20 protein-coding genes are annotated in these 21,780 nt (G+C 69.6%); 8 read left to right on the top strand and 12 right to left on the bottom strand.

The window, feature by feature from the left end:
- Positions 1 to 52: 52 nt before the first annotated feature.
- The 3 genes from ACIBK4_RS00450 (at position 53) to ACIBK4_RS00440 (ending at position 1,442) form a co-directional block, all read left to right on the top strand.
- Positions 53 to 661, top strand: a complete 609-nt coding sequence (locus ACIBK4_RS00450; protein WP_398990708.1) for a TetR/AcrR family transcriptional regulator — start codon at positions 53 to 55, stop codon at positions 659 to 661.
- Positions 662 to 768: 107 nt separating this feature from the next.
- Positions 769 to 1,023: a type II toxin-antitoxin system VapB family antitoxin gene (locus ACIBK4_RS00445; protein WP_398990706.1), complete on the top strand. Its 255-nt coding sequence runs from the start codon at positions 769 to 771 to the stop codon at positions 1,021 to 1,023.
- Positions 1,023 to 1,442, top strand: a complete 420-nt coding sequence (locus ACIBK4_RS00440) for a PIN domain nuclease (protein ID WP_398990704.1) — start codon at positions 1,023 to 1,025, stop codon at positions 1,440 to 1,442. The genes ACIBK4_RS00445 and ACIBK4_RS00440 overlap by 1 nt, the downstream gene beginning before the upstream one ends.
- A gap of 25 nt (positions 1,443 to 1,467) precedes the next feature.
- On the opposite strand, the gene ACIBK4_RS00435 is transcribed toward ACIBK4_RS00440, so the two are convergent.
- On the bottom strand, positions 1,468 to 2,727 hold the full coding sequence (locus tag ACIBK4_RS00435; protein ID WP_398990702.1) for a PucR family transcriptional regulator: 1,260 nt from the start codon (positions 2,725 to 2,727) through the stop codon (positions 1,468 to 1,470).
- A gap of 101 nt (positions 2,728 to 2,828) precedes the next feature.
- Here ACIBK4_RS00435 and ACIBK4_RS00430 point away from each other — a divergent pair, with 101 nt between their 5' ends.
- The 4 genes from ACIBK4_RS00430 to ACIBK4_RS00415 all read left to right on the top strand — a co-directional run bounded on the left by ACIBK4_RS00430 (position 2,829) and on the right by ACIBK4_RS00415 (position 8,075).
- The gene (locus ACIBK4_RS00430) at positions 2,829 to 3,287 is read left to right on the top strand and encodes a nucleoside deaminase (RefSeq protein ID WP_398990700.1); all 459 of its coding nucleotides are present in this window, start codon (positions 2,829 to 2,831) and stop codon (positions 3,285 to 3,287) included.
- Positions 3,280 to 4,245, top strand: a complete 966-nt coding sequence (locus ACIBK4_RS00425) for an isopenicillin N synthase family dioxygenase (protein ID WP_398990698.1) — start codon at positions 3,280 to 3,282, stop codon at positions 4,243 to 4,245. Before ACIBK4_RS00430 ends, ACIBK4_RS00425 begins: the two co-directional genes overlap by 8 nt.
- 153 nt (positions 4,246 to 4,398) lie before the next feature.
- On the top strand, positions 4,399 to 6,537 hold the full coding sequence (locus tag ACIBK4_RS00420) for a hypothetical protein (protein WP_398990696.1): 2,139 nt from the start codon (positions 4,399 to 4,401) through the stop codon (positions 6,535 to 6,537).
- On the top strand, positions 6,534 to 8,075 hold the full coding sequence (locus ACIBK4_RS00415; RefSeq protein ID WP_398990694.1) for a hypothetical protein: 1,542 nt from the start codon (positions 6,534 to 6,536) through the stop codon (positions 8,073 to 8,075). Before ACIBK4_RS00420 ends, ACIBK4_RS00415 begins: the two co-directional genes overlap by 4 nt.
- A gap of 108 nt (positions 8,076 to 8,183) precedes the next feature.
- On the opposite strand, the gene ccsB is transcribed toward ACIBK4_RS00415, so the two are convergent.
- The 7 genes from ccsB to hemL all read right to left on the bottom strand — a co-directional run bounded on the left by ccsB (position 8,184) and on the right by hemL (position 16,313).
- The gene (gene ccsB / locus ACIBK4_RS00410; protein WP_398990692.1) at positions 8,184 to 9,302 is read right to left on the bottom strand and encodes a c-type cytochrome biogenesis protein CcsB; all 1,119 of its coding nucleotides are present in this window, start codon (positions 9,300 to 9,302) and stop codon (positions 8,184 to 8,186) included.
- Positions 9,299 to 11,401, bottom strand: a complete 2,103-nt coding sequence (locus tag ACIBK4_RS00405) for a cytochrome c biogenesis protein ResB (protein ID WP_398990690.1) — start codon at positions 11,399 to 11,401, stop codon at positions 9,299 to 9,301. The genes ccsB and ACIBK4_RS00405 overlap by 4 nt, the downstream gene beginning before the upstream one ends.
- 3 nt (positions 11,402 to 11,404) lie before the next feature.
- A complete protein-coding gene (locus ACIBK4_RS00400; protein ID WP_398992885.1) occupies positions 11,405 to 12,166 on the bottom strand; it encodes a cytochrome c biogenesis CcdA family protein in 762 nt (253 codons plus the stop codon).
- Positions 12,167 to 12,175: 9 nt separating this feature from the next.
- Entirely contained in the window at positions 12,176 to 12,778 is a 603-nt protein-coding gene (locus ACIBK4_RS00395; protein WP_398990688.1) for a TlpA family protein disulfide reductase, read from the bottom strand.
- Between the two features lie 89 nt (positions 12,779 to 12,867).
- Positions 12,868 to 14,160: a hypothetical protein gene (locus ACIBK4_RS00390; RefSeq protein WP_398990686.1), complete on the bottom strand. Its 1,293-nt coding sequence runs from the start codon at positions 14,158 to 14,160 to the stop codon at positions 12,868 to 12,870.
- 147 nt (positions 14,161 to 14,307) lie between these two features.
- A complete protein-coding gene (locus ACIBK4_RS00385; protein WP_398990684.1) occupies positions 14,308 to 15,006 on the bottom strand; it encodes a histidine phosphatase family protein in 699 nt (232 codons plus the stop codon).
- On the bottom strand, positions 15,003 to 16,313 hold the full coding sequence (gene hemL / locus ACIBK4_RS00380) for a glutamate-1-semialdehyde 2,1-aminomutase (RefSeq protein ID WP_398992883.1): 1,311 nt from the start codon (positions 16,311 to 16,313) through the stop codon (positions 15,003 to 15,005). The genes ACIBK4_RS00385 and hemL overlap by 4 nt, the downstream gene beginning before the upstream one ends.
- 371 nt (positions 16,314 to 16,684) lie before the next feature.
- Here hemL and ACIBK4_RS00375 point away from each other — a divergent pair, with 371 nt between their 5' ends.
- A complete protein-coding gene (locus tag ACIBK4_RS00375; protein WP_398990682.1) occupies positions 16,685 to 17,383 on the top strand; it encodes a hypothetical protein in 699 nt (232 codons plus the stop codon).
- Between the two features lie 47 nt (positions 17,384 to 17,430).
- Here the strand turns inward: ACIBK4_RS00375 and ACIBK4_RS00370 are convergent, their stop codons facing one another.
- The 4 genes from ACIBK4_RS00370 to ACIBK4_RS00355 all read right to left on the bottom strand — a co-directional run bounded on the left by ACIBK4_RS00370 (position 17,431) and on the right by ACIBK4_RS00355 (position 21,707).
- On the bottom strand, positions 17,431 to 18,477 hold the full coding sequence (locus tag ACIBK4_RS00370) for an aldose 1-epimerase (protein ID WP_398990680.1): 1,047 nt from the start codon (positions 18,475 to 18,477) through the stop codon (positions 17,431 to 17,433).
- Between the two features lie 155 nt (positions 18,478 to 18,632).
- On the bottom strand, positions 18,633 to 19,445 hold the full coding sequence (locus ACIBK4_RS00365; protein WP_398990678.1) for an ATP-binding cassette domain-containing protein: 813 nt from the start codon (positions 19,443 to 19,445) through the stop codon (positions 18,633 to 18,635).
- Positions 19,442 to 20,476 (bottom strand): ABC transporter permease, encoded by a 1,035-nt coding sequence (locus ACIBK4_RS00360; protein WP_051801147.1) that lies wholly within the window; start codon positions 20,474 to 20,476, stop codon positions 19,442 to 19,444. The genes ACIBK4_RS00365 and ACIBK4_RS00360 overlap by 4 nt, the downstream gene beginning before the upstream one ends.
- 112 nt (positions 20,477 to 20,588) lie before the next feature.
- A complete protein-coding gene (locus tag ACIBK4_RS00355) occupies positions 20,589 to 21,707 on the bottom strand; it encodes a substrate-binding domain-containing protein (RefSeq protein WP_398990675.1) in 1,119 nt (372 codons plus the stop codon).
- Positions 21,708 to 21,780 lie beyond the last annotated feature (73 nt).

The following is a 21,780-nucleotide window of genomic DNA, read 5'->3' as shown; positions in this document are numbered from 1 at the left end:
AATCTGCTCTAGAAATTCACTCTAGAACCGAGTTCCCAATAAGCTGCCCCGCATGAGCCCCAAGCAACAACGCGGCGAGGTCACCGCAGACCTGCTCCTCGACGCCGCGCTGCGCCTGTTCGCGGAGCAGGGCGAGCAGGGCCTGACCGTGAACGCCGTGACCAAGGCCAGCGGTGTCAGCCTCGGCAGCCTGTACCACCACTTCGGCAGCCTGGACGGCCTGTACGACGCGCTGGCGCAGCGCTGGCTGACCGTGCTGCTGGGCGAGTTGGTCACCGCGCTGAAGGCAACCCGCACCGCCCGCACCGGCATCCGCGCGATCGTACGGACGCATATCGCCTTCGTCCGCGAACACCGCGACGCCGCCCTGCTGTTGCACTCCGCCAGAACCGACCAACGGAACATGACCCAGGCCAGAGAACTCCGCGACTCCCAGGAAGCCAGGCTCTCGGTGTTCGCCCTCTGGATCCAATCCCACGTCGATTCAGGCGAGTTGGCCCCGCTCCCACCGCCCCTGATCGAGTCCCTCGTCCTGGGCCCGCTGGTCGGCGTCGTCCGCCGCTGGCTCTCCCAGGTCGACGACATCGAACTCGACCTGGACGAAGCCGCCCGCATCCTCCCGGACCGCATCTGGCGCTCGGTCGCCGCAGACCCGAAGTGACTCCCACGGCCACATCCACCAGGGAGGCTTCACCAAAACGATATCGCTACACCATTGATAATGGTATCGTTCTTCCGGTTGGGATCGTCGACGAAAGGACCTTCCACATGGCCAGAACCGTCATCGACCTCGACGAAGAGATGGTCGCCGAGGCCATGCGCATCTTCGGGACCAAAACGAAGGCCAAGGCCGTACGCCTCGCCATGGAGGACGCCGTCAAACGACACCTGCGGCAGGAGTTCTTCGACGCGATGGACGCCGGCGAACTCGACTTCAGCGAGATCGTCGAGAACACCGGCCCACGCAACACCGACGGCTCCCTCACGCGCCACAGCGACCGCGACGGAGGCCGCGCCGCCTGATGCAGGACCGCTACGTGATCGACAAGTCCGCCCTCGCCCGCTGGACGAAACCGAGCGTCAAGGAAGTCCTCAAACCGCTCCACGAGCGCTACCTGCTCGCGGTGTGCCGGCCCACCGAGTACGAGATGATCCATTCGGCACGGGACGGTTCAGAGGCCACACGGATCAGCACCTGGCTCCACGCCTTCGACTACCTCAGCACGGACGACGACGCCTTCGCCCGCGCCCTTGAGGTCCAGCGCCATGCCCTCAATGCCGGCTTCCACCGCGCCCTGTCCCTGCCCGACCTGCTGATCGCAGCCACAGCAGAGCTGAACCGGCGGACGGTTCTCCACTACGACGGCGATTTCGACATGATCGCTTCCCTGACGGGACAGCCCGCCGAATGGGTCGTACCGCCCGGCAGCGCCGACCGGTGAGCACACCGCCCCCGGCCGGACCTCCTCACGCCACCGTCCGCAGCCCCCGCACCTGCGCCGCCCCCATCCCCCGCACCACCCGATGCGCGCACACCGCCGCCAGCAGTTCGCCCAGCAGGTCCGGGTCGTCTATCTCCAGGCCGAGCAACGACTCGATGCGTTCCAGGCGCTGGTAGAGCGACTGGCGGCCGATGTGCAGCAGGGCCGCCGTCCGCGTCGGCGAGCAGCCGTGCCGTAGGTGCACCTCAAGGGTCCGGACCAGGTCGCTCGGGTGCGCCGCCTCCCATGCGAGCAGCGGGCCCAGCGCGTGCTGGACCAGCCGCGCCAAGCGGTCCCGGTTCGCGTCGATGCCGCCGCGCGTCAGCTCCCGTTCCAGGGCCAGCGCACGTGCCGAGGTCACCAACGGGCCCTCAGGGGTGGCGGGTTCGGCCGCCGGGACCGTCAGGGCGAGCTCCAGTGTCGTACGGGCCGCCCTCAACGTGTCGCTCCAGCGCAGCCACCCGCTCCCGGCCTCGACCGCGTGCCCCACCGCCACCGTCAGGCCGGGGTCCGCGGCCGTACGGAACGCCTCCTGGACCGCGCGGATGGGGTCGCCCGAGACGGACCCCGGAAGCGCGAGCAGGGCCAGGACGTCGCCCGGGAAGGCCGCGCGCAGCACACTCGCGCCGCCCAGCAGCCGTACCGCCCGGTCCACGGCCGTCACGTCGCGCGCGCCATGCACGGAGACCCCGATCAGGCGGGCGCCGGGGCCGGGATGGAAGCCGGCGAGGGCGGACCGCGCCTCGACCTCCGGCTGGTTCAGCGCGGCCCGGTCCGCGAGATCCGCCAGGAGCGCTGCCGTGTGGTCGTCGCCCCACGGTCGTACGACGGAACGGCCGGACAGGCCCCGGGCCACGATCGCCCGGTTGGCCGCCTCGGTGATCCGTACGAAGGGGACCACCCGGTGGAGGGCCAGCAGCGGAAGGCCCAGGCGGCGGGCCTCGTCCGTGACCTCCGGCGGCATCGTGGGGAGCGAGCGGCCGATCTCCACCGCCAGGCCGGACGCGCCCCGGGCCGCCAGTTCGCGGACGTACCGGCGGCGGATCTCCGCGTCCGTGTCGGTGAGGCCGAAGCCGTTGGTGAGGAGGAGTTCGCCGCCGTCGAGGAAGTTCGCGCCCTCGTAGACCTCGCTGGAGTGGACCCAGCGCACGGGGCGGTCGAGCGCGGCCTCGCCGGCCAGCAGCTCGGGCTCGGTGGCGCGCACCGGGTCGAGGGCCAGGACCTCACGGAGGGTGAGTGCGGGCACGGGCACCTCCAGGGGCGCTGACAGTTCGTCCGGGTACGGGTTGCGGGGAGAGTACTTTCCGCACGTTGCCCTCGTGTTTCGGCCACAGGAGAGTGGGACCCATGAACCGCATCGATCAGGCACAGGCACGGACCTGGCTGGCCACCGCCGTCGAGGAGGCCCGCGCCGGACTCGCCGAGGGCGGCATCCCGATCGGCGCCGCGCTCTACGGCGCCGACGGCACCCTGCTGGGGCGCGGGCACAACCGGCGCGTCCAGGACGACGACCCCTCGATGCACGCGGAGACGGCCGCGTTCAGGGCGGCGGGGCGGCAGCGGTCGTACCGAGGGACGACCATGGTCACGACCCTCTCCCCCTGCTGGTACTGCTCCGGGCTGGTGCGGCAGTTCGGGATCTCGCGGGTCGTCGTCGGCGAGGCGGCGACCTTCCACGGCGGGCACGACTGGCTCGCCGAGCACGGTGTGGAGATCGTCCTCCTCGACGACCCCGAGTGCACCTCGCTGATGCGCGACTTCATCAAGAACAACCCGGCACTCTGGAACGAGGACATCGGTGACTGAGCCCCGCATCCCCACGATCGACCTGAAGCCCTGGATCTTGGGGGACGAGGAGACGCGCAAGGACATCGCCCGTACCGTCGACGACGCCCTCCAGACGGCCGGGTTTCTGCTGGTCACCGGGCATGGGGTGGACCCGGGTCTGCGGTCACGGATCCGGGAGGCCTCCCGCGCCTTCTTCGCCCTGCCCGTCGAGGTGAAAGAGGCCTACTCCGCCAAGGTCGGCGGGCGCGGCTGGCTCGGGCCCGGGGCCGAGGCCAACGGGTACTCGGAGGGGACCGAGACCCCGCCCGATCTGAAGGAGTCGCTGACCTTCGCCACGCACAAGCCCTTCGAGGACCCGGTGATCAACGCCGAGTGGTACGCGCCCAACGTGTGGCCGACGGAGATCCCCGAACTGCAGGCGCTCTGCGAGGAGTACCTGGACCGGATGGGCGAGTTGGAGAAGCAGTTGCTGTCGCTGCTCGGGGTCGCGCTCGGGCTCGAACCCGACTTCTTCTCCAAGCACATGGACCATCCGACGTACGGGTTCAACATCAACTGGTACCCGGGGGTGGAGGTGGTCGGGGAGCCGGAGCCGGGGCAGTTCCGGATCGGGCCGCACACCGACTTCGGGACGGTGACGATCCTCGACCGGCAGGCCGGGAAGGGGGGACTTCAGGTCTTCACCGATGAGGGGGGATGGGAGGACGCGCCGTTCGATCCCGAGGCGTTCACCATCAACATCGGGGATCTGATGGCCCGTTGGACCGGTGACCGGTGGCGGTCCGGGCGGCACCGCGTGCTGCCGCCGCCCGCCGACGCGCCCGCCGAGGAGCTGATGTCGCTCGTGTACTTCGGCGAGTGCACCCCGGGCACGCGCGTGGAGTCCGTGCCCGCGCCGGTCGGGCGGGTGGCCTACGAAGCCGTCGACTCGCATGTCTATCTGCGGGAGAAGCTGGACTCGATCACCGTCGACTGAGGCTGCCGCAATCACCTGTCGCTTATGTCCATGGTTCCGATATTTTCGTAACCCAACGGACACCACGCGATCTGGTCCGAAACAACTCCCCCTATTTACCCTGGTGTTGATAGACAGGTTCCGGTGCCAGGCGACCGCTCAGGGGGAGATGCGGTGGGGAGAGGGCTGCATGGACGCGGGGCGCTGTTCGAGGCACAGCCGCCCGGTCTCGCCTCGCGCCTGATCGGCCTGCGGCCGTACGAGCTGCTCACCTCGCCGTACGAACACCCGGAACCACCCTTCGTGGTGCTCGCGGGCGCGCGCGGACTCGGCAAGAGCATGGCGCTGGCCGAGCTGCGGACCGCGTACCGCGGGCACACGCCGGTCGCGCTGATCGACTGCGAGGCCGACCGGCTCACCCGGCGGCCGGACGGGCGCCCCGCCGCGACCTGGTCGCCGGTGTGGCAGGCGCTGGCGACCGTCGCGGAGCAGCTGCGGGAGCCGGTGGTGCGCGGCGCCGGGAGCATCGACTTCCCGCGGCTGGAGGCCGGGTTGCTGGCCGTGTGCGCCACCGGCTGGGGTTCGCGGGACGAGGACAGCGCCCGCGAGGAGGCCCGGCGCATCCTGCTGCTGAGCGACCCGGCGCGGCGCTGGGCGGTGATCGCGCAGGGGTGGGCGGGCAAGGTCGCGTCCCGGCTGATCGCGAATCTGTCGGGTACGGGGCCGGTCGGCCAGGCCGTCATCGAGGCGACCCTCGACACCCTCTTCGACCTGGTGTGGACTCCGAACGGGCTACTGAAGGCGGGCGCCGAGTGGTACAGCGCCTACCCGGGCGCGAGCGGTGATGCCAAGCGCGGGCTGATCGAGATCGCCCGCGACTTCCGCGCCGACGGCACCTCCCGCGCGGACGCCGAACGCTGGTTGCTGCGCGCCCTGTTGGCCGATCTGACGGACACCTACGGGCGCCGGTGGGAGCGGATGCGCCGGGTGGGGCGGCCGGTCGTGCTGGTCGACAATGTCCAGTCGGGGCCGGGGCCCGGGCTGATGAAGGCCGTCCTGCGAGAGCGTGCCGACGGCAACAGTGACCAGGTGGTCTTCTTCGCCGGTCTGCGCGGCCGTCGTCACCCCGAACTGCCGGACGCCGTACGGCATCCGCTGCCGGAGGTGGCTCGCGGGAGCGGGTGGGTGCCGGGGGCCTCGCCCTCGTCCCGGGCCCTGGTGGTGACCTTGCCGGCGCTGACTCCCGAGGAGGCGCGGCGCGTCATCGCCGACGTGTGCGCCGCCGACACCGCCGGCTCTACGCGTGTCGAGGTGCCGCCCCAACTGCCGTACGCCATCCACCGGTTGACGGCCGGCAATCCACTGGGGGCCGCGGTGCTCGGGCAGGCCGTACGGCAGAACCGGCCCGCGGGAGCCGTCAGTCCGGGCGAGCTGCTGACCGCCGGGCTGAAGCCGGACGGGGACGTGGAGCACGAACGGCGGCCCGTGTACCGGGAGTTGCTCGACCGGCTGGTGCCGCCGGGGCTCGCGGAGGAGCTGGCCGTGCTCGCCACCGCGCACGACGGGGACTCGGCGCGGGCGCTGGCGGAGGCACGGCTCGGGGACAGTTTCGGGGCGGCCGGGGTGAACCGGCTGCGCACCCAGCTCACGGCGGAGGGACTCCCCCCGGCCGAGGGCTACTTCGTCGGCGACCCCTTCCTGCGCACCCTGCTCCTCCTCCGCCTCCACCTCGACGACGCCGACCACGGCCGCTGGCGCGCCGTCCACCGCTCCCTGCTCTCGCACTACGACGGCCTGCCCGGCAACCCGGACACCCCGGCCCGCGCCCGCTACCGCCTGCACCACGAACTCGCCCTGGGCGACACGGCGGACGCGGTCGCATACCTGCGCACCACCTTCCGCACGATCACGCCGTACGCCTGGCTGGAGACGCTGCTGTTCGTCACCGCCGCGCCCTACTACCACGCGCACGACCCGCACGGCCGGGACATCGGCGCCCCCGGCGACCACCGCAAGGCCGTCGCGCTGGCCCGCACGGACGCGGCCGAGGATCCCCCGGCCGGCGTGGACCCGTCCCTGCATCTGACGGTACGGCGGCTGCTGCACGCGGTGTGGCAGGTGACCGATCCGCTGGTGCTGCCGGACGAGGAGGTCGCGGGGCGGATGCACTTCGATCTGGAGCAGCTGTCGAACATCTGGCCCGCGGGCAGCGAACCGCTCTGGCGGGCCGCCCAGCAGTGGCCCGAACTGGCCCTGGCCGGACGCCCGTTGCGGGTGCCGGCTGGCGACGACCGAGACGGGGGCGGGCGATGAGAGCGTGGCTGCACGAGGTGTTCCAGCGGATCCGGACGATCCCGATCTACCGCTACACGGCCCTCGTGGTCGCCGGCGCGCTGGTCTTCGGGCTGGTCCAGCTGACCCGCACCCTGCTGCACGACGACCGTTCCTGCGCGGCCGGGGTGGCCCGGCCCGAGGACAGCGGCGAGTGCGTGGGGGTGTCGACCTCGTCCTTCGACTTCGGGCAGCGTCAATTCGCCGACACCATCAGGGCGGTGGCCCGCGAGAACCGCTCGCTGAAGGCGGGCACGTATGTCACCGTCGCGCTCTTCGAGCCGTTCACCGCGACCGACGCCGACACCGTGAACGACGTGCGGCACGAGTTGCAGGGCTCCTATCTCGCCCAGTACCAGGCCAACCACGACGACAACGGCGAGACCCCGTACATCCGGCTGGTGCTCGCCAACCCCGGTGCCACGGGCGCCTATTGGGAGCGGACGGTCGACCGGATAGTGACGATGACGACCTCGTCCGACCGGCTGCGCGCGGTCACCGGGATAGGGACCAGCACCGACAACAACAAGAAGGCCGTGGCGAAACTGACCCGGCTCGGCGTCCCGGTCATCGGCACCTCCATCACCGCCGACGACCTCGCCAACGGCCAGCAGGGCAAGGACCCTTACCCCGGCCTGGCCCGCGTCTCCCCCACCAACACGGACGAGGCCCGCGCCCTCGCGTCCTTCGCCAAGGTGACCGCCGACCGGGCGCTCCTGGTCTACGACAAGCCCGGCGACCCGTACACGAAGACGCTCCAACAGGCCTTCTCCACCCTGCTGAAGGGCTCGCCGTACGGCTCCTGGCCGTTCACGCCGCCGGCCGACCGCAGCCAGGAAGGCAGCACGCCCAACACCTTCCGGCAGATCACCGACCTGATCTGCGACACGGACGTCAGGCTGAACACCGTGTTCTTCGCCGGCCGCCACACCCAACTCCGCCAGTTCATCAACGCGTTGGGCCGCCGCGGCTGCCAGTCCCGCTCCTTCACCGTGCTCACCGGCGACGAGGGCTCGTACCTCACCGGCGACAAGAAGCTCGACCGCACCGCCCTCCAACACGGCGTCGCCGTCCGCTACACCTCCCTCGCCCACCCGGCCGCCTGGGTCAACAAGCCCCCGGCGACGGGCGGTTCACCCCTGGACACCCAGGTCCTCACCAAACTCCTCACCACCGCCAAGACCTCCCCCGTCGGCCCGATCGGCCCGGTCTCCCTCGACGACGGCCAGACGATCATCGCCTACGACGCGATGCGCCTCGCGGTCCACGGCATCCGCGAGGCCACCCCGGACCAGCAGAAGATCCCGCCGCTGTCCGACGTCGGCCTCCAATGGCCCCAGGTGAAGGGCTCGTTGAGGGTGAACGGCGCGAGCGGCTGGATCTGCCTGGACGTCCACGGCAACCCGTACGACAAGGCCGTACCGATCGTCGAACTCACCCCACAGGGCGGCTCCCGCTTCGTGAGGATCGCCTGGCCGGAGGACAAGCCACCTGCGAAGGACTGCCTGCCGCCGGCCTAGAAGACGACGAAAGCCGGTTCCCATGACCTGGGTCACGGGAACCGGCTTCTGCCGTAAGGGAGTTGCGGCCTCGGGTTGCAGCTTCGGGTTGAGGCTTCGGGTTGCGGCTTACACGCCGGCGTAGGAGTGCTTGCCGCCGACGAAGATGTTGACGCCGTAGTAGTTGAAGATCCAGCAGCCGAAGGCGATCAGGGCCAGGTAGGCGGCCTTGCGGCCCTTCCAGCCGGCGGTGGCGCGGGCGTGCAGGTAGCAGGCGTAGGCGACCCAGGTGATGAACGCCCAGGTCTCCTTCGGGTCCCAGCCCCAGTAGCGGCCCCAGGCCGACTCGGCCCAGATCGAGCCCGCGATGATCGTGAACGTCCACAGCGGGAAGACGGCCGCGTTGACGCGGTAGGAGAACTTGTCGAGGTTCGCCGAGGCGGGCAGCCGCTCCATCACGGAGGTGGCGAAGGCGCCGGGCTTGCCGCCGTTCGCGAGCTTGTTCTCGTAGCTGTCCTTGAAGAGGTAGAGCAGCGTGCCGACGGCGCCCACGTAGAAGACCGCGCCGCAGATGATCGCCGTCGAGACGTGGATGTACAGCCAGTACGAGTGGAGGGCGGGAACCAATTGATCGCTGGCGGTGTACAAGACAGTGACGGCGATGCCGAGATCGAGGAGGACCGTCGTGACCAGGAACAGGCCGAGCCAGCGCACGTTCTTCTTGAGCAGCAGCAGCGTGAGGTACACACCGACGGCGACCGTGGAGAAGGTGATGTTGAACTCGTACATGTTGCCCCAGGGCGCCCGCTCCACGGAGGCCGCGCGGGCGAGAACACCGCTGAGCTCCACGAGGAACGCGAGCACGGTGAGGGACACGGCGATACGGCCGTAGAGGTCGCCCTGTTCGTCCCCGCCGTGCGCACCGGGACCGTCCGGCACGTCACGCGAGCCGGACGCGGCCCGGACGACGACCTTCGGCCGCTCCAGGACGGTGGTACCGCCGGCGTTCTTGACGGCGACGGCGGGCGCGCCGGCCTTCTTCGTCTCGTTACCGGTCAGCGCGGCGGCCGTACGGCCGATCTTGCTGCGGCTGCCGAAGGTCCATTCGGCGATGTACGCGAAGAAGGCCAGCGTGTAGACGGCCATCGAGGAGTAGATCAGCGTGTTGCTGAGGTTGGCCAGGTGCTCGTTGGTCGCGGCGGCCAGATTGGTCACGGAGGCGATGTCGGTTGCGGCGGCGAGAGTCACTTCTCAGCCCCTTCGGCGGGTACGGGCGGTTCGACGCCGGAGTCGGAGTCGTGTGTGTCGGCGTCGGAGGTGGTGGGGGTCTTCGGGTCGTCGTTGGACTTCGGGGCGTCTGCGGTCTTCGGGGCGTCTGCAGTCTTCGTCGAGCCGGTGCTGGGCGTGGGCGAGCCGGGCTTGGACTTCACCGAGGCCTCGTCGGACCTCGCCGAGCCGGCGGCGGGCGTGGGCGAGCCGGTCTCGGACTTGGTCGAGCCCGCATCCGGCTTCACCGGGGCCCCGTCGGACTTCGCCGAACCCCGGTCGGACTTGGTCGAGCCGGTGTCGGACTTGGTCGAGCCCTCGTCGGTCTTCGCCGGAGCCTCGTCGGTCTTCGCCGGAGCCTCGTCCGTCTTCGTCGGGGCCCGGTCGTGCACCAGCGCTGCCAAGTCGCCGAGTTCCTCGGGGAGTTTCGCGGACTCGCTGCGGCCGAGGCCGGCCATCTCGACGACCGTCACCCCGTCGGCGCCGCGCGTAGCCCGCACCCAGACGCGGCGGCGCTGGATGAACAGGGAGCCGGCCAGGCCGACGATCGCGGTGAGGGCTCCGGCCAGGGCCCAGGTGGTGCCGGGCTGTTGGACGACCTGGAAGCCCGCCCACTCCTTGATCTGCTTGTCGAAGGTGATCGACCCGGCGCCGTTCGGCAGGGTCATCGTCTCGCCGGGCAGCAACTGCGACTTGAGGATGGCACCCTTGGCGGTCTTGAACTGCTTCAGGTTCTTCGTGTCCAGCTGGTACACGTTCTGCGGGATGCCCGAGTTGACGCCGAGGTCGCCGTGGTAGCCGGTCACGTTGAGCACCGGGTAGTCGAGCCCGGGGTACTGGGAGAACATCGTGCCGCTGCCCTTGGCGTAGGTCGGCACGAACAGGGCGGCGAAACCGAGCTGTTCGGAGACGCCCTGGGCGTTCTTGTAGCCGTCGAGGACCTTGATCGCGCCCTGCGAGGTGACGTTGGAGTCGATCGGCAGCATCGGCACGGCCTGGTGGAAGACCACGTTGCCCTTGCCGTCCCGGACGGTGACGACCGGGGCGTAGCCGTGGCTGACGAGGTAGACCTTCGAGTCGCCGATCTCCAGCGGCTCGTTGACCTTGATCGTGTGCTTCTCGGACTTGCCGTACGCGCCGAGGCTGTAGGTGATGTCGGCCTGGAAGGTGCTCGGGGTGCCGCGGTTGGGGCCGGTGCGCTCGTACGTGCCGATGAAGTTCTTCAGGTTGAAGCTGAACGGCACGAGGTCGTCGTCGCTGAAGAGGTTCCCAGACTTGAAGTCGTCGTACTGCGTGAGGGTGTTGGAGAAGCCGTCACCCTCGACGATCAGCTTGTCGCCCTCGGACTTGAAGAGCTGGCCCCACGCGAAGGCGATCAGCATCACGATCAGGGCGAGGTGGAAGAGGAGGTTGCCCGTCTCGCGGAGGTAGCCCTTCTCGGCGGCGACCGCGTCCCCGGCGACGTGGGCGCGGAAGCGGCGCTTCTTGAGCGCCTGGAGGGCGACTTCGCGGACCTCGTCCGGCTCGGCGGCGGTGCGCCAAGTGGCGTACGCGGGAAGGCGGTTGAGCCGCTTGGGCGCACCCGGCGGGCGGCCGCGGAGCTGGCCGACGAACTGCCAGGTGCGCGGGATGATGCAGCCGATGAGGGAGACGAAGAGGAGGACGTAGATCGCGCCGAACCAGGCCGAGCCGTAGACGTGGAAGAGGCCGAGCTTCTGGTAGATCGGCCCGAGCGTCTTGTGCGCGTCCTGGAACTCGGAGACCTTCAGCGCGTCGGTGCCGGACTGCGGGATCAGCGAGCCGGGGACCGCGCCGAGCGACAGCAGGAACAGCAGCATCAGCGCGACCCGCATCGAGGTCAGCTGGCGCCAGAACCAGCGCGCCCAGCCGAGCACTTCACGGCCGGTCCAGGCGAGCCAGCCGGTGAGGCCGGGCCTGCGGCTGCCGCCGAAGGAGCCGGGCATCGCCGTCTCGACGGGGGCCGTGGAGAGCTGGGAGCCGGCGGCGCCGAGGTCCTGGTCGTCGCCGGCGGGGTCGGCCCGGGGCGTCTCGGCGGGCGAGTCGGCGGTCGTCTTGCTCATCGATCAGATCCCTACAGTGAAGCCGTCGGACCAGCTCTGCATGTCCTGCACCAGCGCGTCCCAGGCGCCGGTGAGCAGCAGCACGCCGGTCACGATCATCATGGTGCCGCCGACGCGCATCACCCAGACATAGTGGCGCTTGACCCAGCCGAAGGCACCGAGCGCCTTGCGGAACGCGACCGCGGTGAGGACGAAGGGGACACCCAGGCCGAGACAGTACGCGACGGTCAGTATGGCGCCGCGACCGGCACCCGCCTGGGTCATGGAGAGCGCCTGCACGGACGCGAGTGTCGGGCCGACGCAGGGGGTCCAGCCGATGCCGAACAGCGCGCCCAGCAGCGGAGCCCCGATCAGCCCGGTCGTCGGCCGCTTGTGGAACCGGAACTCACGCTGGGTCAGCCAGGGCATCATCCCCATGAAGAACACGCCCATGAGGATCATGAGCACGCCCAGTGTCTTGGAGAGGACGTCCTGGTTCTCCTGCAGCGTCTGCCCGAAGTACCCGAACAGCGCCCCGCCGGACACGAACACGACGGTGAAACCGAGGACGAACAGGGAGGCACCCGCGACCATCCGGCCGCGCCGGGCCTCGCCCAGGTCGGTGCCGCTGACGCCGGTGACGTAGGAGAGATAACCGGGGACGAGCGGCAGGACGCACGGGGAGAAGAAGGAGACGAGTCCGCCGAGCACGGCGATCGGCAGGGCGAGCAGCAGGGCCCCGTCGTAGACCGTGTGGTTCAGGCCCGTGGATGCGGCGGCAAGCAGCACGTCAGCTCACTTCTCCGCGATGACCGGGTCGAGCATCTCGCGGAGCTTGTCCTCGCTGAGTGCCTGGAGTGCGCGGGCCGCGATCTTCCCGTCCCGGTCGATGACGATCGTGGAGGGGATGGCCTGCGGGTTCAGCGTGCCCTTCTTGAAGCGGAGCATCAGCCGGCCCGTCGGGTCGTAGAGACTCGGGTACGGGACCTCGTACTTCTTCTCGAAGGCGACGGCCGGTTCGGTGCTGGTGTCACGGGTGTTGAGGCCGACGAACTGGACGTCTTTGTTCGCGGTGGCCTTGGCGACCTGGACCAGGTTGTCCGCCTCGGCGCGGCACGGGGAGCACCAGGAGCCCCACACGTTGACGACGAGGACCTTGCCCTTGTAGTCGGCGGTGTTCAGGGTCTTGCCGTCGATGGTCTTGCCGGACAGGTCGGGGGCGGCCTGGCGGTCGCCCTTCTTGACGGTCGCGATGCCGTCGGAGCCGGTGATGAAGTTGGTGTTGCCCGAACCTCCGGAGGTGCCTCCGGAGCTGCACGCGGACAGCACCAACGCGGCGACGGCAACGCCGGCGGTCGACAGGACGGCGCGGCTACGGGCGCGACTGGCGGCACTCATGTGAAAAGTTTCGCATGCCCGTTCTGGGGATCTTGCGCGCCCCCCTCAAGGGCGCCCAGCGGGCGGAAAACCGCATTTCAGGCGATGTTTCAGGCAGCGCTTCCGGTGGCCGACGAGGAAGAGCTCGGGCTCGCGGCCAGGAAGGACTTCCAGCCGCCGGCCGGGGCCTGGCCGACGTCGAGGGTGCGCAGCTGGGCCAGCACCTCGGGCTTCTGCACGTCGATCCAGTCGGTGAACTGCTTGAAGGAGACGAGCCGTACGTCCTCGCCCTTCTCCTTCAGCTGGGCGATGTGCTTGAAGGCCTGCTCGACGGCGTCCATGTAGATGCCGCCGTTCCAGTGCTCGAAGTGGTTGCCGATGAAGAAGGGGGCGCGGTTCGACTCGTACGCACGCTGGAAGCCGGAGATGTAGGCCTGCGCGGCCTGGGTACGCCAGCCCGGGTAGTTGTAGGCGGGCGCGTTGGTGGAGTTGACCGACTGGTTGGCCAGCATGTTGTAGTCCATCGAGAGGACCTCGAAGCTGTGCCCGGGGAAGGGGACGGCCTGGAGGGGGTAGTCCCAGACGCCGTTGCGCTTCACGGGCCAGACCTGGCGGCCGCCGGGCGAGGAGGCGTCGTAGCGCCAGCCGAGGGAGCGGGCGGTGGGCAGCAGGTTGTCCTGGCCCAGCAGGCAGGGGGTGCGGCCGCCGACGAGCTCCTTCTCGTAGTCGAAGGGCAGGGACGGCAGGTCGTGCCAGCCGGTGTTGGTGCGCCACTCCTTGACGAAGGACTTGGCCTGGTCGATCTCGCTGCGCCACTGCTGGGGCGTCCAGTTGGCGACCGTGCCGTAGCCGGAGCAGAAGTGGCCGTTGAAGTGGGTGCCTATCTCGTGGCCTTCGAGCCAGGCGCGGCGGACGTTGGTCAGGGTCGCCTTGACGTGTTCGTCGGTGAGGTAGCCGATGTCGGATGCGCCGCGGGCGTTGTTCGGCGGGTTATACAGGCGCTTCTTCGACTCGGGGAGGAGATAGAGGCCGGAGAGGAAGAAGGTCATGCTCGCGCCGTGCTGCTTGGCGAGGTCGAGGAAGCGGGGGAACAGTCCGTTGCCGACCTCGCCGGCGCCGTCCCAGGAGAAGATCACGAACTGCGGCGGGGTCTGCCCCGGCTCCAGCGGAACGGGCTTGGTGGGCTGCTTGGGCTGGGCTCCGGTGAAGGAGGTGGAGCCGTCACCGATGGGCTTGGCCCGGGGTTCCATGGACTTGGTGGGGCCGCCGGAGGAGCCCTTCCCGGAACCGCCCGAGGAGGACTTCGAACCGTCCGAGCCGAGCGTCCCGCACCCCGCGAGTCCTACGGCCGCCGCGGCGCCCGCACCGACTCCGAGCGCGCCCCGTCGAGTGAGACTCCGCATTGCTTCCCCATCCGTCGCGTCCTCTGTGGTCTACCTGTGAGAGGACGCGACGGACGAGAAAGTTCACGAAGAACGATGTGGGTTGCGAAACAAATGTCACAGAGCTGTCACGAGCCCTGCCCCTGACGAGTGGTCACCCCGTGTTTGTCAGGCGCCGAACGCTTTGTCCTTGCCCTTGACGGGCTTCGCGCCGGCGAGGAGATGGGCCGGGACGAGATCGCGGGCCGGTTCGGTGTAGCCGACGGACACGATCTTGTCGCCGCGGTAGGTGAAGGTCGTCAGGGAGGCGAGGGTGCACTGCCGCTTGCGCGGGTCGTGCCACAGCCGGCGCCGCTCGACGTACGACCGCACGATCCAGATCGGCAGCTGATGACTGACCAGCACCGCCTCGTGACCGCGCGCGGCGTCCTTGGCGGCGTCCAGCGCCGCCACCATGCGGACGACCTGGTCGACGTAGGGCTCGCCCCAGGACGGCTTGAACGGGTTGACCAGGTACTTCCAGTTGTCGGGCTTCTTCAACGCCCCGTCACCGACCCCGAAGGTCTTGCCCTGGAAGACGTTGTCGGCCTCGATGAGCCGCCCGTCGGTCGCGAGGTCGAGCCCGTGCGCCTTGGCGATCGGCGTGGCGGTCTCCTGCGCGCGCTCCAGCGGGGAGGCGACGACGTGCGTGACATCACGCGAGGAGAGGTGCTCGGCGACCCGGTCGGCCATCTGCCGGCCCAGCTCGGAGAGGTGGTAGCCGGGGAGCCGGCCGTACAACACCCCTTCCGGGTTGGCGACTTCGCCGTGCCGCATGACGTGGACAACGGTGATGTCACCGGTGTCCTTGATGGGGTTGTCGCTCATGCTGCCGTGGCCTCCGCCGCCGCTCGGGCCGCCGCCGGGAGGGCGTCGGCGATCCGCTGGATGGCCCGTTCGTCGTGGGCCGTGGAAACGAACCAGGACTCGAAGGACGAGGGCGGCAGATAGACCCCGCTCGCGAGCATCGAGTGGAAGAACGCGGTGAAGCGGTACGACTCCTGCGCCTTGGCGTCCTCGTAGTTGCGCACGCTCCGGTCGGTGAAGAACACGGAGAACATGTTGGAGGCGTTCTGGATCCGGTGCGCGACACCTTCCTTGGTGAGCGCCTCGGTGACGAGCGACTGGATCTGCGTCGATACGGCGTCGATCGTGTCGTAGGCCGCGTCGTCGAGGAGTCGCAGCTGGGCGAGGCCGGCGGCGGTCGCGACGGGGTTACCGGAGAGGGTGCCGGCCTGGTAGACGGGCCCGGCGGGGGCGAGGTGCGCCATGATGTCGGCGCGTCCGCCGAACGCGGCGGCGGGGAACCCGCCGCCCATGACCTTCCCGAAGGTCATGAGATCGGGAGTGACCCCGTCGATCCCGAACCACCCGGCCCTGCTGGTGCGGAACCCGGTCATGACCTCGTCGGAGATGAAGAGGGCGCCGTTCTTGGAGCAGGCGTCCTTGAGCCCCTGGTTGAACCCGGCGACGGGCGGCACGACGCCCATGTTCCCGGGCGAAGCCTCGGTAATGACGCACGCGATCTCACCGGGATGCCGATGGAAGGCCTCGTTGACGGCTTCGAGGTCGTTGTACGGCAGGACGATCGTGTCGCCGGCCTGGGCGCCGGTGACGCCGGGGGTGTCGGGCAGCGCGAAGGTGGCGACGCCACTGCCCGCGGCGGCGAGAAGGGCGTCGACGTGACCGTGGTAACACCCGGCGAACTTGATGACCTTGGGCCGGCCCGTGAACCCACGAGCCAGCCGGATGGCGGACATGGTCGCCTCGGTCCCACTGCTCACGAGCCGCACCTGCTGCACGGGCTCGACGCGGGCGACGATCTCCTCGGCGAGCGCGACCTCGCCCTCGCCGGGGGTGCCGAAGGAGGTGCCGCGCGAGACGGCGTCGTGGACGGCGGCGATCACGTCGGGCTGGGAGTGCCCGAGGATCATGGGTCCCCAGGAGCAGACGAGGTCGACGTACTCACGCCCGTCGGCGTCGGTCAGGTAGGGACCGGTGCCGGACACCATGAACCGGGGTGTGCCGCCGACGGCGCGGAAGGCGCGCACCGGGGAGTTCACGCCGCCCGGTGTGACGACCGACGCACGGTCGAAGAGAGCCTGCGAGACGGGTGCGTCGTAGGGATAGGGCAGGGCAGGCGGCACTCCGCTCGCCCCGCCGCTGGACGTTCCGCTGGGCGTTCCGCTTGACGTTTCGGTCATGACCTGCGACTTCTCCGGCTTCTCGGACTTCTCGGATGTACTGGGGCTCCGGTGACTCAGTGACCTCCTCAGGGTAGGCGGCGGGAGACCGGGCAGGGGCCCCCACCCGTCTGCGAGACTGGGACCTGATACATACAGAGACACACAGCTCATGCGGGCGCCGGTGTTCAGGGGTTGCGCAGATCCTGCGGACAGGTGTTTCAGCGCACGTTTCGGCGGGCGGCCGTGGGGGAGGTCACTGACACGATGATCGGGTTGCGCGGCGAGGGCCACGCGTCCTGGAAAAGCAGTCGGGTGGAGATATGCATCGCGGTGGCGGACTGGGCGAGGGGACTGACGACCTGGGTCCTCGGCGTGCCCGGCGGGGGAAGCACCGGCGCGACGCGGAGGAGGCCGCGGAGGCGGCACGGCAGAGTGGTCCCGGGTCCGGTGGGCCGGGTGCATCCGGTGGATCTGGTGGGTCCGGTGGATCCCATGTGGGTTCGGATGAGACGGATCGCGACGAGCGCCGTATCGAACGTCGGATCGATCAGTTGCGGGCGGGGAGCAGGAATGGTGGTCGGGTGGGGGTGACGTACAAATACTTCGGCGCGCCCGACGGCGCGACCGCGGCCCGCGTCCCGATCTCGATGCGCCCCGAGGAACTCGGCGGCGACGAGCTCGGGATGAACGGCATGTTCACCAAGATCAAGCCGGAGACGATGGCCGCGATGGTCCTCACCGGCATCGAGGGCGTCCCGCTCAACAAGGTGCCCCCGCTGGAACTGGTGGTCCTCCACCCCGACTACGCGGTCGTCAAACTCCCGATGACGGTCGTCGACCCCCTCCGCGGAATCGGCGAGGAGGCGGTGGGCGCGGCGGCGTTCATCTGGTCGACGGTGCCGGATCGGGGCGGGCCTCGGGATGCGTTCAATGTGTATCAACTGCTGCACGAATGGCAGGACTTCAGCCATCGGTTGCATGAGGCGGGGCATCAGCCGTATTGCCTTGTGTGGCCGTGAGTTGAAGGTTCGTGGGTGATGGGCGAGGTCTTCGGGCCTCGCCTTTTTCATGTTTGATACGTGACCCCGAAACGGAATCCCCGCTGCCCGCCGGGCTCCAGGGACAAGGCGTTGGCGTGTTCCGGACGGTTGTAGGCGTCCGTGGGGACCTCGACGGGTTCCAGGGCGATGGAGGCGCGGCGGTCGCGGGCCAGGGTGTCGCCGGTGAAGACGTGCAGGTAGCCGCCGTACTGCCACACCCGGAGTTCGGATCCGGTCGCGGGGTCGCTCAGTACCGTCTCGGTGCGGCCGTCGGGTCCGGGGGTCAAGTCCGCGAAGCAGGCGTCGATGACCGCGTCGCCGAGCCTCCTGGGCGTACGGAAGTCCAGGTCGGGGCAGCGGTCCAGGGGCAGCAGGGCCTCCGTTCCGGGCAGGGGGATGAGGGAGGCGTCCGTGCGGATCAGGGTGTGGGCGGGGATCTGCAGGACCAGGTCGTCGACGGGACGGGGGCGGGACAGGGTGAAGTACGGGTGCCAGCCCGATGCGTAGGGGGCTGTCGTCTCCCCTACGTTCGTCGCCCGGACCTCGATGCCCAGCTCGCGGCGGCCGATCGTGTACTCCACGTCGAGGTCGAGCGCGAACGGGTAACCGGGGTGCCTGTCCGGTCTGATGCTCGTGGTGCGCAGCAGCAGCCGTGCGGAGTCGGCCGTCGTAACGACCCCGATGAGCTTGAACGGCGCCTCGCGTGCGAAGCCGTGGTAGACCGTGCGGTCCGCGGTGCGGCCGGGCAGGAGGTCGTGATCGTGGCCGCCGTAGTGGTAGCGGCCGTCGGCGACGCGGTTGGAGAACGGGGCGAGCAGGCCTGCCCGTACCCCGTCCTGTGCGAGCAGTTCCGCCTCGTCGCGGTAGCCGTCCGTGAGTTCGGTCAGTTCGGTCAGTTCGGTTGGCTGGCCGGCCGCTCCGCGTGCGACCCGCCAGCTCAGCAGCGTCGCCCCGCGCAGGGCGAGGACGACGCGCACGGCACCGTCCGGTGCGGAGACGGTCACGGTGGGTTCGTCGCCGAGGCGGCCCTCGGCGATCCGGTACGTGTCCGCCGTATCGCCCCTGTCTGTCACCCGGCTTCCGGGACCAGCCCCTTCGCCCGCGTCATGGTCCGTCACCCGGCCTCCGGGACCAGCCCCTTCGCCTACGTCACGCCCCGTCGCCCCGCCCCCACCACGCCCCGCCATCCCGCCTCCGGAACAAGCCTCTTCGCCCCCGTCACGACCAGTCACCCGGCGTCCGCAACAAGCTTCTTCGCCCCCGTCATGATGGCCACCGCGTCCTCCATCGAGTGGGACTGCGGGGTGATGACCCCGGCGCGGCCGCCGAGGCGTTGGATGTGGATGCGGTCGGCGACGTCGAAGACGTTGGGCATGTTGTGGCTGATCAGGATGACGCCGAGGCCCTGGTCGCGCAGGTCGCGGACGAGTTTGAGGACCTGGCCGGTCTCGCGGACGCCCAGCGCGGCGGTGGGTTCGTCGAGGATGACGACCCGGCCGCCGAAGGCACCCGCCCGGGCGACGGCCACCGACTGCCGCTGGCCGCCGGAGAGCGTCTCCACGGCCTGGTTGATGTTCTGCAGGGTGCTGATGCCCAACCGCTTGATGTGGTCGGCCGCCTGACGCTTCATCTCGCCGGTGTCGAGCATGCGGAACACCGAGCCGAGCACACCCTTGCGGCGGATCTCGCGGGCGAGGAACAGATTGCTCGCGATGTCCAGCGCCGGGGCCACCGCGAGGGTCTGGTAGACCGTCTCGATGCCGGCCTCGCGGGCGTCCTGCGGGCGTTTGAAGTTCACCTCGGAGCCGTCGACCAGGATGCTGCCCTGGTCCGGGACGAGCGCCCCGGAGAGGCACTTGATCAGGGTGGACTTGCCGGCGCCGTTGTCGCCGATGACGGCGAGGACCTCGCCGGGGTAGAGGGTGAGGTCGACGTCGTTCAGGCCGACGACCCGGCCGAAGACCTTGACCAGGCCCTTCGCCTCAAGAACAGGGGCGGGGGTGGAGGCAGGGGTGGTGGCGGGGGTGGGCGCAGTCGTCATGACTTCACACTCCTTATCCACTGGTCGACGGAGACAGCCGCGATCACCAGCACGCCGACCGTCAGGACCTGGTAGTTGGGGTCGATCCCGGCCAGTGCCAGACCGTTGACGAAGACCTGGACGATGAGCGCGCCGATCAGCGAGCCGAGCACCACGCCCCGTCCGCCGAACAGACTGGTGCCGCCGATGACGACCGCGGTGATGGACTGCAGGTTGGCGTTGAGGCCGCTGTTCGGGTCGCCGCCGCCGACCCGGCCGACCAGGATCCAGGCGCCCACCGCGATGGCGAACCCGCCGACCACATACGCGCTCAGCAGCACCCGGTTGACGGAGATACCGGCGAGCCGGGCGGCCTCGATGTCGTCGCCCACGGCGTACAGGTGCCGGCCCCAGGCGGTGTAGCGCAGCGCGTAGCCGATCACCGCGTACAGGGCGATCATGAGCAGGACGCCGGTGGTCAGGTTCAACTGCCCGATGGAGACGGTGTCCGCGCTCCACATGAGGATGTTGCCGGGCTGGAGAGAGACGGTCTGGCCCTTGGCGTAGATGAGCGTGATCGCGGTGAAGATGCTGAGGGTGCCGAGCGTGACGATGAACGGCGGCAGCTTGATCTTCGTCACCAGCAGCCCGTTGACGGCCTGCGCGGCGATGGCTACGGCCGCTCCCGCGAGCAGGGCCAGCACGCCCGGCACGCCGTTGTCCGCGACGAGCTTCGACATCAGCAGCGAGGCCAGCACCATGACCGCGCCGATGGACAGGTCGATGCCGGCCGTGAGGATGATGACGGTCTGGCCGACGGCCAACGAGCCGATGACGGCCACCTGTTGGGCGACGAGCGACAGGTTCTGCAACGCGTAGAAGCGGTCGTTGACGAGGGAGAACACGATGGCGGCGAGCACCAGGACGATCGCCGGGCTGAGTGCCGGCTGACGGTGCAGCACCGACTGGATGCGCTGGGCCGGCGTGGCGGGCCGGTTGAGGAAGTCCTCCGCCGGCGCCGGTGTGGCTTCACTGTCCACGTGGGTGGTCACAGGGGGTCCTTCCGGTTCTGTCCCTCGTGCGGGCCTTCATACGACTGGTGGGCTCGTGTGGTGCGCGTGGGCTGCCGGTACTTGTACGGGGCAGCCCACGCGGCCGACCGGATCAGCTCCCCCAGCAGGCGGAAGCGGCCTGCGTCGGCGACTGGACCGTCAGCCCGCCGAGGGCCTTCGCGGCGACCAGCGCCGTGCCGGTGTCGTAGAACGACTTGCCGTTGGTGACGCTGGGCTTGCTGCCGCCGCGGGCCAGTTTCGCGATGGAGCTGACGCCGAGGGCCGCCATCTTCCCCGGGTACTGCACGGCGTCGGCCGCGAACTTGCCGCTGGTGACGTTCTTCAGGCCCGAGCAGCTGCCGTCGATCGCGTAGATCGCGACGCTCTTCTCCTTGTTCGCCGCCTTCAGCGCGTTGTACGCGCCCTCGCCCGCCGGCTCGTTGATCGCGTAGACCACGTTGATGTCCGGGTTGGCCGACAGACAGTTCTCCATCGCGGTGCGTCCGCCGTCGATGGCGCCCTGGGTCGGCTGGTGACAGGCGATCTTGTACGTGCCGCCCGAACCGCCGGTGTACTTCCCGGACTTGGCCTCCTTGCCGTTCTCGGTCTTGCTGCCCGGGTCGATGCCCATGCCCTCCAGGAAGCCGTGGTCGCGGTCGATGTCCACCGAGACGACCTGGTTGTTGAACAGGTCGAGCATGGCGATGACCGCGGGCTTGCCGTTCAGGGCCGCCGCCGCGTACTGGCCGTCGAGCTTGCCCGCCTGCTCGTTGTCGGTGGCGTAGGTGATGTCCGCGACGTTCGCCGGGTTGGGTGCGGTGTCCAGGGCGATCACGAAGAGGCCGGCCTGCTTGGCGCGCTTCAGCGCGGTGTTCACCGCGTCGCCGTTGGTGGTGATCAGGATGCCCTTGTCGCCGCGCGAGACGGCGTTGTCGATGGCGGTGATCTGGGTCTGGGTGTCGCCGTCCGACGTTCCCGCCGCCACCGTGAGGCTCACCTTGTCCTTGGTGGCCTGCGTCTTGGCGTCCTTCTCCATGCTCACGAAGTACGGGTTGCTCAGCGTCTTCAGGATCAGCGACACACCCACCTTCCCGCTGCCGGACGACGATGAGCCCGAGTCGGAGGAACCGCAGGCCGCGAGGGTGGCGCCGAGGCAGAGGGTGACGCCGACGGCTGCCGCGCGGGTGCGCCGACTGCGGAGGCCGGATATCTGGGTGGAGGAGAGGTTCATGGCGTGATCCCTTTCGAGCCGGCCCTTGGTCGACGCTGAGACAACGTTGACTCGACGGGATAGTGGTCCCGTA

Source organism: Streptomyces sp. NPDC050528, assembly GCF_044457795.1.
Lineage (GTDB): Bacteria > Actinomycetota > Actinomycetes > Streptomycetales > Streptomycetaceae > Streptomyces.
The sequence above is the reverse complement of the archived record's forward strand: the minus strand, read 5'-3'. Positions and strand labels throughout refer to the sequence as shown.

Bases quoted from the DNA above. Each gene is read 5' to 3' on its own strand.
- ACIBK4_RS00450 (WP_398990708.1), top strand. From the start codon at position 53: ATGAGCCCCAAGCAACAACGCGGCGAGGTCACCGCAGACCTGCTCCTC.
- ACIBK4_RS00445 (WP_398990706.1), top strand. From the start codon at position 769: ATGGCCAGAACCGTCATCGACCTCGACGAAGAGATGGTCGCCGAGGCC.
- ACIBK4_RS00440 (WP_398990704.1), top strand. From the start codon at position 1,023: ATGCAGGACCGCTACGTGATCGACAAGTCCGCCCTCGCCCGCTGGACG.
- ACIBK4_RS00430 (WP_398990700.1), top strand. From the start codon at position 2,829: ATGAACCGCATCGATCAGGCACAGGCACGGACCTGGCTGGCCACCGCC.
- ACIBK4_RS00415 (WP_398990694.1), top strand. From the start codon at position 6,534: ATGAGAGCGTGGCTGCACGAGGTGTTCCAGCGGATCCGGACGATCCCG.
- ACIBK4_RS00405 (WP_398990690.1), bottom strand. From the start codon at position 11,401: ATGAGCAAGACGACCGCCGACTCGCCCGCCGAGACGCCCCGGGCCGAC.
- ACIBK4_RS00395 (WP_398990688.1), bottom strand. From the start codon at position 12,778: ATGAGTGCCGCCAGTCGCGCCCGTAGCCGCGCCGTCCTGTCGACCGCC.
- ACIBK4_RS00390 (WP_398990686.1), bottom strand. From the start codon at position 14,160: ATGCGGAGTCTCACTCGACGGGGCGCGCTCGGAGTCGGTGCGGGCGCC.
- ACIBK4_RS00385 (WP_398990684.1), bottom strand. From the start codon at position 15,006: ATGAGCGACAACCCCATCAAGGACACCGGTGACATCACCGTTGTCCAC.
- ACIBK4_RS00375 (WP_398990682.1), top strand. From the start codon at position 16,685: ATGCATCGCGGTGGCGGACTGGGCGAGGGGACTGACGACCTGGGTCCT.
- ACIBK4_RS00365 (WP_398990678.1), bottom strand. From the start codon at position 19,445: ATGACGACTGCGCCCACCCCCGCCACCACCCCTGCCTCCACCCCCGCC.
- ACIBK4_RS00355 (WP_398990675.1), bottom strand. From the start codon at position 21,707: ATGAACCTCTCCTCCACCCAGATATCCGGCCTCCGCAGTCGGCGCACC.